General features: G+C 57.3%; 13 protein-coding genes. 7 read left to right on the top strand and 6 right to left on the bottom strand.

Going from position 1 to position 17,803, the window contains the following annotated elements; translation table 11 throughout:
* Positions 1 to 129 precede the first annotated feature (129 nt).
* The 6 genes from tsaE (at position 130) to HNR55_RS11705 (ending at position 10,133) form a co-directional block, all read left to right on the top strand.
* Entirely contained in the window at positions 130 to 588 is a 459-nt protein-coding gene (tsaE, locus tag HNR55_RS11730) for a tRNA (adenosine(37)-N6)-threonylcarbamoyltransferase complex ATPase subunit type 1 TsaE (RefSeq protein ID WP_166115651.1), read from the top strand.
* Entirely contained in the window at positions 585 to 3,662 is a 3,078-nt protein-coding gene (gene addB, locus HNR55_RS11725; protein ID WP_166115649.1) for a double-strand break repair protein AddB, read from the top strand. Before tsaE ends, addB begins: the two co-directional genes overlap by 4 nt.
* Entirely contained in the window at positions 3,659 to 7,240 is a 3,582-nt protein-coding gene (addA, locus tag HNR55_RS11720; protein WP_166115647.1) for a double-strand break repair helicase AddA, read from the top strand. Before addB ends, addA begins: the two co-directional genes overlap by 4 nt.
* 130 nt (positions 7,241 to 7,370) lie before the next feature.
* A complete protein-coding gene (gene trxA / locus HNR55_RS11715) occupies positions 7,371 to 7,697 on the top strand; it encodes a thioredoxin TrxA (protein ID WP_059022710.1) in 327 nt (108 codons plus the stop codon).
* 166 nt (positions 7,698 to 7,863) lie between these two features.
* Positions 7,864 to 8,769 carry an acetyl-CoA carboxylase, carboxyltransferase subunit beta gene (gene accD / locus HNR55_RS11710; protein ID WP_086647063.1) on the top strand — a complete coding sequence of 302 codons (906 nt, stop codon included), beginning with the start codon at positions 7,864 to 7,866 and terminating at the stop codon, positions 8,767 to 8,769.
* A 17-nt stretch (positions 8,770 to 8,786) separates the two neighbouring features.
* A complete protein-coding gene (locus HNR55_RS11705) occupies positions 8,787 to 10,133 on the top strand; it encodes a bifunctional folylpolyglutamate synthase/dihydrofolate synthase (RefSeq protein WP_166115726.1) in 1,347 nt (448 codons plus the stop codon).
* A 641-nt stretch (positions 10,134 to 10,774) separates the two neighbouring features.
* On the opposite strand, the gene HNR55_RS11700 is transcribed toward HNR55_RS11705, so the two are convergent.
* Genes HNR55_RS11700 through HNR55_RS11680 form a run of 5 tightly spaced genes read right to left on the bottom strand, consistent with a single transcriptional unit; the run spans position 10,775 to position 14,017 of the window.
* A complete protein-coding gene (locus tag HNR55_RS11700; RefSeq protein WP_166115645.1) occupies positions 10,775 to 11,152 on the bottom strand; it encodes a phage tail tube protein in 378 nt (125 codons plus the stop codon).
* Between the two features lie 14 nt (positions 11,153 to 11,166).
* Positions 11,167 to 12,588 (bottom strand): hypothetical protein, encoded by a 1,422-nt coding sequence (locus HNR55_RS11695; protein ID WP_166115642.1) that lies wholly within the window; start codon positions 12,586 to 12,588, stop codon positions 11,167 to 11,169.
* Positions 12,589 to 12,634: 46 nt separating this feature from the next.
* Positions 12,635 to 13,216 carry a hypothetical protein gene (locus HNR55_RS11690; protein ID WP_166115640.1) on the bottom strand — a complete coding sequence of 194 codons (582 nt, stop codon included), beginning with the start codon at positions 13,214 to 13,216 and terminating at the stop codon, positions 12,635 to 12,637.
* Position 13,217: 1 nt separating this feature from the next.
* A complete protein-coding gene (locus HNR55_RS11685; protein WP_166115638.1) occupies positions 13,218 to 13,877 on the bottom strand; it encodes a hypothetical protein in 660 nt (219 codons plus the stop codon).
* Positions 13,865 to 14,017 carry a hypothetical protein gene (locus HNR55_RS11680; protein ID WP_166115636.1) on the bottom strand — a complete coding sequence of 51 codons (153 nt, stop codon included), beginning with the start codon at positions 14,015 to 14,017 and terminating at the stop codon, positions 13,865 to 13,867. The genes HNR55_RS11685 and HNR55_RS11680 overlap by 13 nt, the downstream gene beginning before the upstream one ends.
* Before the next feature lie 50 nt (positions 14,018 to 14,067).
* Between HNR55_RS11680 and HNR55_RS11675 the strand changes: the two genes are divergently transcribed.
* On the top strand, positions 14,068 to 15,849 hold the full coding sequence (locus HNR55_RS11675; RefSeq protein ID WP_166115634.1) for a terminase large subunit: 1,782 nt from the start codon (positions 14,068 to 14,070) through the stop codon (positions 15,847 to 15,849).
* Between the two features lie 54 nt (positions 15,850 to 15,903).
* On the opposite strand, the gene HNR55_RS11670 is transcribed toward HNR55_RS11675, so the two are convergent.
* Complete coding sequence (locus HNR55_RS11670; protein ID WP_166115632.1) at positions 15,904 to 16,728, bottom strand: hypothetical protein; 825 nt, start codon at positions 16,726 to 16,728, stop codon at positions 15,904 to 15,906.
* Positions 16,729 to 17,803 lie beyond the last annotated feature (1,075 nt).

Below are 17,803 nucleotides of genomic sequence, written 5' to 3'. Positions count from 1 at the left end.
CTATGTTTATAAAAAATTTACAAATCCGGCGCTTCACTCTTCCCGCTTCCGGCATGATATGGAAAAGCTCATCCCGTGATCTGACGCACGGGCCAGAGCCCGCCACGGAAGCAGGAGCAGGAATCGGTCATGTTGCTGAAAACCGAAGCCGATACGGCACAACTGGCCAGAACTCTGGCAGGCCTTGCCCGTGCGGGGGATGCCATTTTGCTGTCTGGTCCGCTGGGGGCGGGCAAGAGCGTGTTCGCACGCGCGTTTCTGCGCTGCTTCTGCGCCGCACCGGCTATGGAGGTGCCAAGCCCCACCTATACGCTGGTGCAGGCCTACGACTCCCCCACGGCCACGGCCTACCATTTTGACCTGTGGCGTCTGGGCAGTGTGGAGGAACTGGACGAACTGGGGTGGGATGATGCCTGCGAGGGCGTCATGCTGGTGGAATGGCCCGAACGGCTGGAGGACATGACCCCCCCCGATGCGCTGCATATTACCCTGACGGTCGGAGCGGATGGAAACCGCCATGCCACTCTGGCTGGTTGGGCGGACCGCCTTCTCCCGCAACCGGCCACACTGCTGGAGCCCGGGGTATGAAGCTCGCAACCATTCCAGCGCATCTGCCTTTTCTGGACCATCTGGCGGCGCGCTGGATAGAGGCCGCCGGGCATGACCCGGAGGCCATGGGTGAGGGGACCATTGTGCTTCCCGGCCGCCGGGCCGCGCGTGCGTTAACCGAGGCCTTCCTGCGGCGTATGGATGGGCGCAGCATGCTCCTGCCCCGCATCATGCCCATAGGCGCTCTGGACGAGACCGAACTGGGCCTGTCCGCCTGTGGTGGGGCAGAGGCGCTGGCGCTCCCCCCCGCCGTGCCAGCCATGACCCGCCTGGCCGTGCTGACATTGTTTGTTTTAAAGGCGGATAACGCCTTTGGCACCCGCCCCACGCTGGATCAGGCATGGCCGCTGGCCCGCGCTCTGGCTGAACTGATGGACGAGGCGGAATGGGCTGGCGTCAACCTGCTCGAGCGCCTGCCCGATGCCGTGCAGGAGGATTACGCCCAGCACTGGCAGACCATTCTGGGTTTTCTGCACATTGTTACCGCACAATGGCCCGTGTGGTTGCAGGAACAGGGGCTGATCAACCCCGTGGCCCGGCAGGTGGCCCTTCTGGGCGCACAGGCGCGGTTGTGGCGGAACATGGGGGAGCAGGGTTACGCCGCCCCGCTCTGGGCGGCCGGGTTTACGCATGCCATGGCCCCCACGGCCAATGCGCTTCAGGCTATTCTGTCCTGTCCGGGGGGCAGGGTCGTATTGCCGGGGCTGGACACGCTCATGCCCGAGGAGGTGTTTGCCACCCTGCCAGACAGCCACCCGCAGGCGGGCATGAGCCACCTGCTCGCGGCATTGCAGGCCCGGCGGGAGGATGTGCAGGTCTGGAACGCGCAAGGGGGTGAGCCTGAACGCGCGGCCGTGCTTTCCCGCGTGATGCTGCCTGCCGCAGCATTGGATGACTGGGCAAAGCCCGGCCCGGTCGCACTGGCCCATGTCAGCCGGTTTGAGGCCGCAGACCAGCAGGAAGAGGCCGTGGCCATCAGCATGGTCATGCGTAACGCCATCGAGCAGCCCGGCCACCGCGTGGCCCTTGTCACGCCCGACCGTGGGCTGGCGGCCCGCGTGGCCACAGAGCTGGAGCGATGGGGCATTCTGGCCGATGACAGCGCAGGCGCCACACTGGCGGATACGCCCCCCGCCGTGCTGCTGCGGCTGGTGGCGCAGATGGTGGATAGCCAGTTTGCGCCTGTTGCTCTTTTATCCGTGCTCAAGCACCCGCTGGTGGCGTGTGGTCTGGCTCCGGGCGTCTGCCGTGCCTCGGCCCGCCTGCTCGAGCGTGTGGTGCTGCGTGGTCCTTCTCCCGCTCCGGGGTTTGCGGGGCTTTGTGCTGCCGTAAGGGACAGGCTGGAACCAAAGCGCGAAAAAGACCGCCAGCGCATGACGCAGGGCGAGAGCGCGGACCGCCCCTTTGGCCCCGAACCCCTGCCGGCCTTTATGGAGCGTCTGGCCCATTGTCTGGCCCCTGTTCTGGGCTGGGAGCAGGCCGAAGGTGCGGTGCTGGCCGGGGGGGAAGGGGCGCGGCATCAGGCCAGCGTGCCCGACCTGCTCGAAGCCCTGATTGCCACGGTGGAACGCCTTGCCAGCACGGAGGAAGAACCCGCCGCCGCCCGGTTGTGGAAAGGGGAGGACGGCAGCCTGCTTGCCTCCCGGCTGAGCGAGCTTATGCTGGCGACCGCCCTGCTGCCCCCCCAGCCGCCCGCCGTGCTGGACGGGCTGCTTACGGCGGTTCTGGCGCAGGAGCGTGTTGCTACCCGCCGGGGCAACAATCCGCAGGCCCTGCACCCACGGGTGCTGATCTGGGGCCTGTTTGAAGCGCGCCTGCAAACAGCGGAAACCGTTATACTGGGTGGCCTGTCCGAAGGGGTGTGGCCCCCCGCCCCCGATGCCGGGCCGTGGATGAGCCGTCCCATGCGCAAGCGGGTTGGCCTGCCCCCGCCCGAGCAGGCGGTGGGGCAGGCGGCACACGATTTTTTTGCCATGGCGGCTGCGGCGGAACAGGTTGTTCTGTCCTCCGCCCGCAGGCGTGATGGCGCACCTGTGGTGCCTGCGCGCTGGTTAACCCGGCTGGATGCTTTTCTGGCTGGCTGGGGGGGCAGTGTGCCCGAGCATCCGGTTCTGTCCTGGCTTGCACGGCTGGACCAGCCGCAGGGGCCAGCACTGCCAGTGGCCCCACCCCGGCCCACGCCGGATGTCTCCCTGCGCCCCCGCCGCCTGAGCGTGACGGAAATAGAAACATGGATGCGCGACCCCTACGCCATTTACGCCCGGCACATCCTGCGGCTTGAGCCTTTGCCCGAGTTGGAGGAAGGGGCCGATGCCTCCGATTACGGCATGATCGTGCATGACGCGCTGGAACGCTGGGTTAAAACCCACGGTGTGGACTGGCCGGTAGATGCCCAGCGCAAGCTGGCGGAGGTGTTCAAAACCTGCCTGGCCGAACAGGCCCTGCGCCCGGCTTTGCAGGCATGGTGGGCACCCCGGCTGGAGCGCATTGCCGCATGGGTTGCCCATGCGGAGCAGCAGCGCCGCGCCACCCACGGCGTGCCGCAGGCTATTCTGACCGAAATTGCAGGCAGCGTGCTGGTCCCCGATGCTCCGGGGGGGCCGTTCCGCCTTGTCGGGCGGGCAGACCGGGTGGAACTGGGTGCGCAGGGGCGTGTGATTGTGCAGGACTACAAAACCGGCATGCTGCCAGCCATGCGCGATGTTCTGTCAGGCTGGAGCCCGCAACTGCCGCTGGAGGCCGCCATGCTGCTGCGCGGGGGCTTTGCCGATGCTCCCAATGTGGCCGACATTGCCGGGCTGATCTACTGGCGTCTGACCGGCGGGGCCGAACCGGGGGAGGAGGTGGCCGTATCTTCCAAGGAGCACGACAATCTGACTGATCTGGCCGAACAGACATGGCAGCGCCTGCTGGCGCGCATTGCTGCGTATGACCAGCCGACACAACCCTATCTCTCCCACCCCCATCCGGGGCAGGAACCACGCTTTGCCGATTATGCCCGTCTGGCCCGTGTGCCGGAATGGAATACCGGCCGTATGGAGACCGAAACATGACCTACCATACGGCTCAGGGCGCGCTGGACGCCGCCATTGCGCAGGCCAACCAGCAGCAGGCCATGGCGTCCGACCCCACGGCATCGGTTTTTGTGTCCGCTTCTGCAGGGAGTGGTAAAACCAAACTGCTGATAGACCGCCTGCTCCGGCTGATGCTGCCACGGGTGGAAGCGGGGGGTGACGTTGTACCCGGCAGCGACCCTGCGCGCATTCTGTGCCTGACCTTTACCAAGGCTGCCGCGGCGGAAATGGCCATTCGCCTGCAAACCCGCCTTGGCCGGTGGGTGACCCTGCCGGATGACCGGCTGAATGCGGAACTGGCCGCTCTGGCCGTGCCCTGCACCCAGCAGACCCGGCGCAAGGCGCGCGCCCTGTTTGCGGAGGTGCTGGACCTGCCCGGTGGCATGCGTATTGGCACCATTCATGCCTTCTGCCAGTCGCTCCTGCGGCGTTTTCCGCTGGAAGCCGCCATGAACCCGCATTTTACGGTCATGGAGGAAACAGACGCGGCTCTGGCGTTGCAGGGCTGTGTGGAGAGTGTTCTGGGCGGGCAGCCCGCCAGCACGGTGGCTCCGCTGGCCGGGCAGATCGGGCTTGGAGATTTTATTGCCCTTGCGGGTATCTTGCGGCGCAGTGAGCACGCACAGGCCGTGCGTGCACGTGTAAGCGCTCACCCCGAACAGGCGGAAGGTCTCATGTGCCGGGTGCTGGCTTTGCCGGAAACAGCGCTCAGGCAACCCGATGAGGCTTTTCTACTGGCCGCCTGCACCGGGTTTGCGGCCGAGCCTACTCTGCGCGCGGGCCTGCGGGCCATGGCGGAGGAAGGATCAGCCACAACTAAGACCAATGCACTCGCCCTGCTGGACTGGTTGGCCCAGCCTCCCACCGAGCGGGCGGCCCAATGGGAGGTATGGCGCAACGGGTTGCTGACCAAGGATGGCAAACTGCGCAGCCGAGGCCTGCTCTCGGCCAAGCTTGCGGAAAAATATACCGATCTGGCCGATGCGCTGCAAAAGGAGGCCGAGCGCATACTGGCGGTGGAGGAGGGCATGAACGCCCGCCAGCTGGCCCGCCTTGGTGTGGCGCTGCTCAAAATGGCGGCTCCCGTGGCCAGCATGTTTGACCAGCGCAAAGCCATGCAGGGCCAGATGGAGTATGATGACCTGATCCACCGCACACTCCTGCTCCTGCGTGAGCCGGGGGCCGCATGGGTGCTGTACAAGCTCGATGGCGGCATAGACCACCTGCTGCTGGACGAGGTGCAGGATACCTCCCCCCAACAGTGGCGCATTGCAGGGGACCTGACCGAAGAGTTTTTTGCAGGTGAAGGTGCACACGCGGCGGAGGAAGGCCCCAGAACGGTTTTTGCCGTGGGGGACTACAAACAGTCCATCTATCGTTTTCAAGGCGCGGACCCTGACGAGTTCCGGGCTTGGCGGGCTACATTCAAACAGCGCGCGCAGGCGGCGGACCTGCCCTGGCGGGAGCCGGAACTGACCGTCTCCTTCCGTTCCACAGCGCCGGTCCTGCAACTGGTTGATGCGGTTTTTGCCGACCCACAGGCCGCGCGTGGCGTGGCGGAGGAGCAGGGCCGCCCCCTGCGCCACATTACGGCCCGCCCCGGTCAGGGGGGGCGGGTGGAACTCTGGCCTCTGGCGGAGGCACAGGATGCGCAGGACAGCATAAGCCCGTGGGAACCAGCCGCAGTGAACGCCACCCGGCAGAGCCCAAGGCAAAAACTGGCGGATGCGCTGGCCAGCACCATTGCGCGTGAACTGGCAGCTCCCCCCCAACCGGGGCAAAAACCGCTGACACCGGCGGACGTGCTGGTGCTGGTGCCGCGCCGCTCCTCCTTTGTGCCGCTGCTGGTGCGCGCCCTTAAAGGGCACAACATTCCCGTGGCTACACTGGTGCGCACGGGCCTTGCCGACCAGCTTGCGGTGCAGGACCTTATGGCCCTGTGTGCTGCACTCCTGCTCCCGCAGGATGACCTGACACTGGCCTGTGTGCTGACCTCCCCGCTGGGTGGCCTGTCCGATGACAGCCTGATGGCCCTTGCCGTAGGGCGCTCCCCCGGTGCCCCTCTGTGGACCATCCTGCGTGAGCGCCATGCGGAGCAGGCGGACTGGACGCAGGCCTGGCAGATGCTCAACGCCCTGTTTGGCCGGGTGGATTACCTTACCCCGTATGAACTGCTGTGCGCGGCTCTGGGCCAGCAGGGCGGGCGGGCACGCCTGCTGGCGCGGCTGGGGCCAGAGGCCGCGGAACCAATAGACGAGCTGCTCTCCGCCGCGCTGCGTTATCAGGAGCAGCACCCACCTTCTCTTCAGGGGTTTGTGCATTGGCTCAGACATTCGCAGGAGAGTGTCAAGCGCGAGGCCGAGGCCGGTGGCAATGCCGTGCGGGTCATGACCGCGCATGGCTCCAAGGGGTTGCAGGCCCGGCTGGTTATTCTGCCCGATACGGTGGGCCTGCCCCGGTTTGAGGACAGGCTGTTCTGGAGCACGGACAAAAAAACAGGGGTGCAGGTGCCCATTTATGTGCCGCGCAACGCCCTGTCGGTCGGGTTGACCCGCAGCCTGTACGAAACCCTGCGTGAAAAGACGATAGAGGAATACAACCGCCTGCTCTACGTGGCCCTGACCCGCGCGGCGGACAGGCTGATCGTGTGTGGCTGGAAACCCGGTCGCACCGTACCGCCAGAAAGCTGGTACGAGTGCTGCCGCCTTGGTTTTGAGCGCGCAGGTGCCCAGCCGCGCGACTGGAGCGTGGGGGACTGGTCGGGCAGGATTTTGGTGCTGGAGGAGCACGCAGCCCCCGCCAGCCTGTCCGCCCCCGCAGCCCCTGTTGCGTCTGCCGCGCAGGATGCACCCGTTCTCCCGCCGCTCCCCGGCTGGATGGGGCAGGCCCCACACTGGCGGCCCGGCCTGCCGGAGGTGGAAGGACCACTGGCCCGGCCACTGGCCCCAAGTCGGCCGGATGATACCATGCTTGGCCCGCTCCCCCCCGCGCGTTCCCCGCTGGATGTGGCGGCCATTACCCCGCTCAGGGCGCGGGAGGCCGCCTTGCGCAGGGGGAATCTGGTGCATGCGCTTTTGCAGTTCCTGCCCGACCACCCTGCCAGTGCGCAGGAGCAGCTTGCCACGGACTGGCTGGCCCGCCCGGCATCGGGGTTGTCCATGCCGGAGGCCGCCCGGCTTGCTGCACAGATTGTGGCAGTGCTGCGTATGCCCGCACTGGTGGACCTGTTTGCCCCCCATGCCCGGGCGGAGCAGCGGCTGGCGGGTATTGCTGGCGGGCAGGTTATTGTGGGGCAGGTGGACCGCATGTGTGTCATGCCTGACCGGGTTATTGTGTGCGATTACAAAAGTGGTCGCCACGCTCCCTCCACGGTGGAGCAGACGCCGGTGCTGTACCTGCGCCAGATGGCGGCGTACCGCGCCCTGCTGCAAGGGCTGTGGCCGGGGCGGGAGGTTGTGTGCGTGCTGGTCTGGACCGAACTGCCCCGTGCCGACCGGCTGCCGGAGCACCTGCTGGACAGGCACGCTCCGCAACCTTGCGCGGGCGTGGCATCTTGACCACGGCGCAGGCCACCTTAAGTGTTAGCTAAGCCCGGTCTGCTGGTGCACACTCTGTGCAGTGCCCGCAGACCTGTTAACTAGGACAGCATGGGATGCGCAGGCACCCGGTAGTTAAGGAAAACATGTCATGAGTGAACATACGCTTGCTGTCAGCGATTCCAGCTTTGATGCTGACGTGCTCAAGGCGTCTGGCCTTGTTCTGGTCGATTTCTGGGCCGAATGGTGCGGCCCGTGCAAAATGATCGGCCCGGCACTGGAAGAAATCGGCAAGGACATGCAGGGCAAGGTGACGGTCGCCAAGGTCAATATTGACGACAACCCCGTAACCCCCAACACCTACGGTGTGCGGTCCATCCCCACCCTTATGCTGGTGCGTGATGGCAAGGTTGTGGACACAAAGGTTGGCGCACTGCCCAAAAGCCAGCTCAAGGCATGGGTTGAAGGCGCGCTGTAAGCCACATCCATACGCGCAGGGGGTGCACGTTCAAATGCGTGCCCGCCTGCGTGGATATGGCCTCGTTTTTTCATAATCACTTGGCAGATTGGCGTCGCCCGCGTAATGCAACCACGCAGGCGGGCTGGGTCCGCATCGTTAGTCTCGTGCAGTCACAGGGTTCAAAATGAGCTGGATCACCGAATACGTCCGTCCTAAAATCCGCGGTCTTCTGCGCCGTGATGTGCCGGATAACCTGTGGACCACCTGTGATTCGTGCTCCCAGATGGTCCTGACCAAGGAGCTGCGCAAGGCGCAGAATGTCTGCCCCCATTGCGGGCACCACATGCGCGTGCTGGTGAACGACCGGCTGGCATGGACCTTTGACAACGGTGAGTTCACCCGTATTGAACTGCCATTGGCCCCCGTGGACCCGCTCGGCTTCCGGGACCAGAAAAAATATACCGACCGCCTGAAGGATGCACGCGCCAAGAGCCATCTGGACGAGTCCCTTGTTGTCGCGCATGGCACCATTGGCGGGCATAACGCCGTTGTGGGCGTGATGGCGTTCGAGTTCATGGCTGGCACCATGGGGGCCGCCTTTGGTGAGCGGTTTGTGGCTGCTGCCCGTCTGGCCATCCTGCAGAAATCTCCGCTGGTGGTGTTTACCGCCTCCGGTGGCGCGCGCATGCAGGAAGGGGTGCTGAGCCTGATGCAGATGCCCCGCACAACCGTTGCGGTGCAGATGCTGCGTGATGCGGGCCTGCCGTACATTGTGGTGCTGACCAACCCGACAACGGGTGGGGTTACGGCCTCCTTCGCCATGCTGGGGGATGTGCAGATCGGTGAGCCCAATGCCCTGATCGGTTTTGCCGGCCCCCGCGTTATTCAGGACACGGTGCGCGAAAAACTGCCCGAGGGCTTCCAGCGTTCCGAATATCTGGTTGAGCACGGTATGCTCGACATGGTTGTGGCCCGTAAGGATATGCCTGCAACCCTGTCGCGTCTGATCGGCCTGCTCACCCATGCTCCGGCCGATGTCAAGGCTCCCCCGCCCAAGCCCGTTGCAGCACCTGCTGCGGCAGCCGAGTAAGTCCCTCCGTGGGTCAGGTGCAGGCTGGGGAGAGAGCTCCGGTACCCGAATTTACCGGTCGCACGGGGGAGGTTCTGCAAAGGCTGAACCATCTTTACCCCGCGCTGATCGACCTTTCCCTCGGGCGGCTGGAGGTCCTGCTGGCCCGTCTGGGGCACCCGGAGCGTAAGCTGCCGCCGGTTATTCATGTGGCCGGTACCAATGGCAAGGGCAGCACCTGTGCGACCCTGCGCGCCATAGCCGAGGCAGCCGGGTGGCGTGTGCATGTCATGACATCCCCGCATCTGGTGGATGTAACCGAGCGGTTCCGTGTGGCAGGCAAGCTGGTCAGCGAAGCTGAACTTGTGGCCACGCTGGAGGAAATCGAACGCATCAACAATGGTGCCCCCATTACCGTGTTCGAGGTGCTGACCGCCGCAGGCTTTATGCTGTTTGCCCGCCACCCGGCGGAACTGGCCATTATTGAGGTCGGTCTTGGCGGGCGGTACGATGCTACCAATGTGCTGGAACACCCCGCAGCCTGCATTGTGACCTCCATCTCGCGCGATCATGAGGCTTTTCTGGGGGATTCTCTGGCAGCAATCGCGGGGGAAAAGGCGGGTATTTTCAAACCCGGTGTGCCAGCGGTTACGGGCTGCCAGCCTGCCGAGGTCATGCAGGTTTTGCAGGAACAGGCGCAGGCTGTGGGGGCTGTTCTGGCCCGCCGTGGCGTGGAATGGACGATTGCGCCCCAGCCCCCCCAGGGCAATGCGGACAAACTCGCCGGGCTGTGCCTGAACGATGCCAAAGGCACGCTCGCGCTGCCTATGCCCGCCCTGACCGGCCCGTGGCAGATGGAAAACGCCGGTCTGGCGGTGGAGGCTCTGCGCCTGTCCGGTCTGGATGTGCCACAGGCCGCATGGCAGGGTGTGGGGCAGGTGCAATGGCCTGCCCGCATGCAGCGCCTGCACGGCAAACTGGCGGCCATGCTGCCCGCCGGATGGGAATTGTGGCTCGACGGAGGGCACAACCCCGGAGCCGGTGCCGCTCTGGCGCAGGAACTGGGCCGCTGGAAGGACCAGCCCCTGCACATACTGGTGGGGATGAAGCAGACTAAGGACGCCTCGGGCTTTCTCGGTCCGATTTTGCCTTATGCGGATGACCTGTGGGCCATTTGTGAGCCCGAGCAGCATCTGGCCCTGCCTGCGCAGGCTATTGTGGACGCATCAGGCGGCAAGGCCCATACCGGCCCCACGCTTGCCCGCGCGCTGAGCGCACTGGCTGCCAATGCGGCAACCAGCCCCCAACCCTCACGCGTACTGATCTGTGGCAGCCTGTATCTGGCGGGTGTGGCGCTCCGGCAGGATGGTTGGGTCATGACATAAGACCTGCCGCTCTGGTGGCAGTGCTTGCCGGGCAGGTCAACGGCACAACAGGTCCGTGGCCTGTGCAGTATAAAAGCGGGGTATATTGCCCACACTGCCACTTGCCGCTCTACCAGCAGTGGCAAATGCCTGAGAGGTCAGGCGCGAACAGTTTTTTTACGGGAAAGAATGGTGCCCCCATTCAGATTTGAACTGAAGACCTACCGCTTACAAGTAATTAACACTACGATAAGGTTGTTTATATAACAGCGAACTTTCAAAGAAAATATGGGCTGTGTTAGGTTTGTATTAGATCGGCTTCACATTAAAAATGAAACACGTCTCGATTCTGAGTGTCAGAAAGACATATAAATTTTCCTAGAATATGGTGCTTGTGACATCTCAGCCGATCTTTAGCTGCCTGAATAGTTATGTCCTGTGGCACCTGTGACAGTGCTACAGAGCGCGTCTCATGACACTTCGGACAAGTGGCCTTAAATGACCAGCCCTTGTAGGCACGGACTTTGCTTGTCAGTACGAATCGGCGTTCATCATCTTGCTTCATATCAGAACAAAATAGGAACTAATGTTTTAGTCAACTTCCAACATTGGAATCCAACCAGTCATGGAAAAGCCCCGGCCTTACCAGTCGGGGCTTTTGCTTAAGATGCCATTACGAACTGCATGGATAATGTACCGAATGAGAGTTCGGTCGTGCCATTAACCTGATCGTGCTGTGGTGCTTCTACGAGCCAGCACCCCTTAGCGATGATTGAGTTACCAGAGCGGCCATTCAACGTGATGTTGTAACCGCCGGGCTTGCTGAAATTTCCCACATAGTCACAACCCGAATAATGCAAAACGGTCAGATTGATCGTTCCAGCTTCCTTGTGCCAAGTCACCACATTAGCCAGTGGGCCTTGATTAGACTCTGCGGGAATGTTGGATTCAAATGGTGCCTTATAGGACACTGATTCGGCAGTTGGGTAATAGACAGTGTCAATGTATGCGCTCAATGCGCCTTTCAAAAACTGATCCATAAATATCTCCTAAATTATTTCGATAGGCTCAAATTGAGTGCAATCTGATTGAGACCCCATGTCAGTGTGCCGGATGCCTGAATATTCAGACGCCCAATAACCTGAGTGTCCTTCTCAACAGCCAATGATGCTGTGAAGCTCTTGATGTCAGTGCAAACCCCAAGATCAACGAGGTCTTGGTAGGCATGAACCATCGTGCCCTTAACTGCCGATGGACTGGTCATATAGATGCTCGGTGTCTCAAGACCATCATCAACTAGAATGTGTGGACTTGAGGTGTAGGGGGTCAACTGAGTGCGGAAATATTTTGCCGCATATGCGCTCTGGAATGGAGTTTCCAACGAGGTGTCATTGATCGCGTCACCAGTTGAAGACAGAGTTGCCGCAATGCGTGTTCTCTGGATCGTCGGATTACCCGCTCTGTCATAGCTGATCGTAGAATACCCATTCGCAAAGAGAGTATCGAGAACGCTCTGAGGCATACGTTCAGCCAATGGCACTACGCCAATTCCCAATGCCCAACTACGAAGCGGAAGGCTTGGACTGATCTGTGTGCGTGTTGCAATCTCGGCTGCTGCCTGACCAATCAAACGAGCCGGAGACAAAGACATTGGGCATGGGAAGACAACGGTTTTATCCGCTGACGTAAAATCCCCTGCCGCTGTGATAAACGCATTAGCGGAAGCTGCTTGCTTTGCAGTGATGTAGATGCCATAGAGCTCGGATGTTGCTGACCAAGTTTTCTCAGCATATGTCTGCCAGCCCTGAATTGCTGCCGCACTGCTAAGTGTTCCTATGACAAGGTCGAACTCTATATCGCCGACTGTAGCTAGGGTCTGTTCCATAAGAACGTCATCGGTCACACCTGTTATGGTTGTCTCATCGACAGTAGCAACAGTGAGTGTACCAACACCTGTAATCGTCAAAGTGTCACCGACTTTATAACCAGTACCGGGGTTATTGATTGCAACCGAAGCGGGCAAAAACTTAGAAGCCGATGGTGTTGAGGTAACGTCAAATGTTGCCCCTGTGCCAGAGCCACCAGTTGCCGTGATACCAGTTCCCGCCGGATCAGATGCGCTTGCAGTGCTGTTCAGGTTTGCTGTGATACTCTTGATGTTGCCATTAGAGACAGTGCTGGTGCTCTCATTGGTGGCGATCAAGTTGATTGCATATAGAGACGTGGAACTGTCTGTTAGCTGATACTGTTCGATGATTGTGTAGATGTCAGAAGTTTTACCGAAGTCAGTTGCCAACTGGTCAAGTGTCGTAAAAAGGTATGGCCCAGTCTTACCATACATAGTGGTTCCCGATGTCGCATTGCCCATAACCAAAACTAGAAATTCATTACTGCCAGTTGATGAATCATTGATATTAAGGTTTACAGTAACCCCAGGGCGGGTATAGCTAGTCGGAGTTCCCGAAATTATAGCCATAATAATCTCCTAAAATATATTTGAGGTGACTTAAAGTCACTGGTATTTAGTTTCCTCGAATGTTCTGAATAGATACGGAGTTATTTTTGTCGTTATTCAATATCATTCGAGTTTGGATTTCTTGTAATTGGATTTCAGGTGACAAATACCCATCAAGGTAGTCAATCTGCATTGGTATGGTGAAGTATGCGACATAGACTTCATAGGCATCCTGAGACAGATCACCGAGCCGCTCAAAGCGTTCCAGTCTAAAGCCATTGAGGTATCTCTTCTGACTTGGTTGCCAGTTGTAGAGACAGTGCATGAGGTCTTTCAGGCCATTATCCATGAACATAATCTGCTGCCCAGCTCCAGTGAGATCAGTTGGCGCGTGATAGACACACGTGCAGGCAACTATGACTTCCAAGACCTGAACTGTTGTGGTGTTTGCTGGATTGGGTGTCACATCCCCGAACTCAACAGATATACCGCAATAAGGAAGCTGGATTTTCTGTGGTGTGGTCTGATCAATGATCTTTTTCGGAGAAGCCCCCATACCAACTTGAGCAAAGGTTTTCTGATTGGCTTGTAGGTGTTGAATAACCGCAACGGCATCAAGTATCGGGGCTGGATTGTGAAGGTCATCCATATCAACCTCCAATCGCAGGAACTTGGTAGTTCCTGAGTAGAAAGTTCATCCCATTTTCCATTGGGTTGAATACCCCATCACCGGGATTTTCGAAGAAGCCCTTGGTCGCCATGTTGATTGCCAGCAGAATTGGCGCAGGAACAGTTCCATCGACTTCATAGAGGCCACCGGTAAAGTCCACGATCATATTCTTGTATTTGTAGAATGCGTCCATGATGGACATATTCCAGCCCAACATGATCTTGGGGTATTTGCAGCTTAGATCGACATAAAAGTCCTGGCCCTCAACAAGCGCAATATTCTCACCGCCCCAGATCGAAACCGTGACATTCTGAATGCTTTCAACATGGCAAGGCAATTCAATCCACTGGTTTGTCGAGATGCCATTGGACGTAAAAGCAGTTCCTGTTCTTAACCATGAATTGTGGTAGCCATCCGATAACTCACTGGCATTGCGTGAAATGACAAAGCGACACGAACGCTTACCAAGAGGTGTGCCTAGATACTTTTCAATGGTTGACGTGTTGGCATCACCTATCTGCTCAATAATGGCGTCACGATAAGGGCCAGCGCTTCCAACGAAGTCGATCAGGCTATTCACATCACCGGGGTATTTGGTCACGTCATTGGTTACGAGGCTGTAGAGCATCACTTCACCCAAAGCCCTTCATCCGTGTCTTCAACGGAAATGACCTTTGCAACATTTGCACTCACAAGAGCCTTGGCAATCACGGACTTAACTCGAACAACAGTTCCAGCAGTCCATCGGGCATTATCTTTAGTAATCTCAACCGTAGTCATTGGGGTCTCCCACTAAATATTCGATATCGTTTATTTAGTAAGGAGTTGGAATGTTACTCGATTTAACAGAAAGGGAGACACAATCAGACTTTGACAAAATGGATACATACCTAAAGACAATCGAAGAAGAAGACTTTGATTGCTGGTGGTATGCGAGGCAAGTCGAAAGCGGGATGATACCCGCATGTCAGTTCGTTAAAAATGCCATTGCACGTGAACGCGCGAAGTTATCTGATCCCAACTGTCTCTATTATTTCGATCCACATCCGGGCTTTAGATTTTTTGCCTTCTGCCGACACTTCTACCACTTAAAAGGCGATAAAGGCGGAACTCCATTCATATTAGCCCCGTGGCAAATATGGGTCTTTTCCATGCTGTTAGGCTGGAAAAATAAAGAGGGGCAATACAAGGATAAACGCCAATACAAAGTAACATATCTTGAGGTGCCACGAGGCTCAGGCAAATCGGCAATGATGGGCTTATTTGGCCTCTTCATGTTGTCGATGGATGGTGAATGGGAACCGGAAGTTTATGTTGCGGCAACAAAGAAAGACCAAGCGAACTTGATCTTTAACTCCGTTGTGCGTCAGGTCGAATTCCCGGCAAACAAGAAGATCATCCAACATATTAAAGTCCGCCGTAAACGTGAATATCTGATTTCAACAAAGCTACAGGGTGGGACATTTAAGTCTCTGTCGAAGGACTCAAAGAGCTTCGATGGCATGAACATTCATTGTGCCTTGGTCGATGAAATCCATGCCCACCCGGATAGTGAAATATGGGACGTTCTGAGTTCAGGTTCTAATAAGCGCGCTCAATCCCTGATGGTTGGCATCACGACCGCTGGTACGAATTTCTCCAACTTTGGATTCCAACAATCTACCTACATGAAGAAACTCCTCAGAGGGGATTTTCATGATGATGAAACCTTCGCTTGCGTGTGGACAATCGACAAGGGCGATGACCTCTACACAGAAGACACATGGATCAAGGCCAACCCCTCTTGGTGGACCTCTGCGATCAATCACACCAAGTTTGCCAACGCCATTGAGCGAACTCGCAACTGGCCTGAAACCAAAGCTGAGACATTCACCAAACTGCTGAATATCTGGTACCAGAGCAGTGATAAGTGGCTTGCCCCTGAGAAAGTCGCGGCTTGTAATGACCTGACCATTCCAGAAGAGCAGTTCAAAGACATCCCCTGTATTATCGGAGTGGACTTGGGCTGGACTGAGGACATGACCGCCTTGGTGAATGTCTATGAACGCATTGAGAAAGAGGCTGAGGGCGTCTTCCGCAAGCACTACTACGTCTACCCGAGGTTCTTCAGTCCAAGCCGTCTCGTGGCGTCTGGGTCAAAGCCCAAATACACGATGTGGGAGAAAGACGGCCTACTTGAGACGATGCCCGGTGATACGATTGACTATGAAGTCCTACAGGAAATGATCTTCAAGGAGTTCCGTAGCCATCGAGTTATTGAAACCGCCTTCGATAGATGGAATGGGCATCAGATGATGACCAATATTCAAAATCAGTTCGGTCGTGACGCTGTGAGCCAGATAAACCAGTCGATGGGTGGATTGAATGATGCGTCTAAGTTCTTCAAGCGACTGGTGCTTGAGCAGCGCATTCACTTCCATCATGACATCTTGGTTTGGAACTGCGTGAACGCGGTTGTTCGTGTGGGTAATGGGGGTCTGATCCTAGTGGATAAAGACCCAGGTGCCCCTCAGGATAAGATTGACGGCTTGAAGGCCACATTGAACGCCTTGGAACGCTTTATGATCCGTAATGGCAGTAATGGCGACGCATGGGAAGCTATTATGATCTGAGAAGGCTTTCTAAGATCAAGCAGCCCTGCTGATGTTCCATATGCGTGTTCAATGTTATCCGCCCCAAATAGGCAGCTTCTGCAAGTGTCTTGTGTACTGACCATCGGCCACTAGAATGCTTCCATTGCGCTGTCTTGGCGCAAATGCCTCTATCTCGAAAACGTAGTACCACTTAGCTTTCGCGTACATGACTGAGTAAATCTCACCAGTTTTCAGTATGGCGATGGCCGTATAGTCATCATTTGTGCGACCTTTTCCCTTCACATTGCTTTCGCCGATGTTGCCGATGAGAACCTGTTCCGGCTTGTAGGTCTTGATTGCCTCTTTGACGGTCTTCTTGAACTGGTCACGCCATGCCCTACAATGCTGGTTTCGCGTTGCTCGGTTTGCTTCTTTGAACCATGTCGCTACGTCATTGTAGAAGCGGACAGTCTTTTTAAGACTTGCGTGCTGGTTTGCCTTATGACCGATGTATGAGTTGAAGTAGATCGCTGCACTGAACTTCTCATTGCCGCCGACTGTCTTTCCACCGCGCTCTACGATAGGAGTCTGGCCCTTCCAAAGCTGAATGCGGATAGTCGCCCAGATCCTTTCGATCTCTTCTTCGGTACGTTCTGGCATCCTCAAGCGAACCGCCGGGATGAACTCTCCGTCCTTCATTGCGTCGATCACGTCTGGATCGAATGTCTTTTCGACCTCGGCTGTTGGCTTCGGCGCAACCGGAACCTCATCGGGTTCAATGTCATGAGATGGCGTGCCTATGGATATCCCTAAGCTGACTGTTTTTATCGGGGAGATGACGTTGATGTTGTGGCTCTTGATCCAATTCTGTTCAAGAGTGGAGAGGCTGTTGTATTCTTCGAGAGTTATTTGACGCATGGTGGAGTCTTTCAAAATGGAAAAGCCGACCAATTAGCTGGAAGACCCCACCACAGGACCAGCTAATCAATCGGCTTTTCATATGTTTATTTATTGGGAAGCATATCTTGGTGGGGTCTGCTTCTCATTGTATTTCTATTTATAATCTGAGGTGTTTTTGCGTCACTATTTCAGTGTAGTTGGAACCAGAAAAAATGTTCTCTAACTACACTGATTTGGCGTGTAGATGATCCTTATGGAACTACACTGAAATGGCGTTTTTTGTTCAAATCAGTGTAGTTCCATTTATTATATGTATCATATTAATATTATATTCCTTATGAAACTACACTGATTTGAGATCGCGCACTTACTAGCCGATTGTGCTTGTTCGAGGCATCCAAAGATAGAGCGAAGCGAGCTTGTTGTGGTGAGAACTGGAACTACACAGGGCTTTCTCTCATCAAGCAGCCAACTACACCCCTGAGCACCTAGACCGCCCTGAGCAGACGCCTACGGGCTTCATTTGCTAAGTTATTGCCGTGTTGCTGTGAGTAAATGCCAATTAGAATCTCATTATTCACGTCAAAAAAACTTACGAAATAGTCTAATGTTACGGAGCACTTTGATTCGTAAACTTTTTGGTCTTTTGGACTGAATGTTTACTTGTATGAGTCCATTGCCTTACTTATTTCGTATTATATAAGAGACCAAAATACGAAATAAGCTACTGCGGTATTCCGCAAGCATCACAGAAGCCCGTCAGGGGCTTCATTTGCTGCCAATTATTCATGTAAAAAGGTACGTTACGAAAAGTCCCATACAAGTGTTCCCTTATAAAGAGTTTTCGTAACACACCTTCTGAGCAGCAGACCAACTACAGGCGAGCGCAGTGAGCAAACTGGAACCCCGCCCTCACAGACGCACAAGCAGCCAACTACACCCCTGATGACCTAGACCGCCCTGAGCAGGAGCCTACGGGCTTAATTTCCAACATTGGAAATCAGACTCAGCTTGACCTCCATGAAGCGATTACCCTGACCCACAGGCAGAAATGAAATGACACGGAAGGTCTCTTGGACAGTTGAGCGGTCAG

Origin of the sequence: Acetobacter lovaniensis, from assembly GCF_014207635.1 — a bacterium.
GTDB lineage: Bacteria > Pseudomonadota > Alphaproteobacteria > Acetobacterales > Acetobacteraceae > Acetobacter > Acetobacter lovaniensis.
Note: the sequence above shows the minus strand (reverse complement) of the source record. Positions and strands in the feature narration are given on the sequence as shown.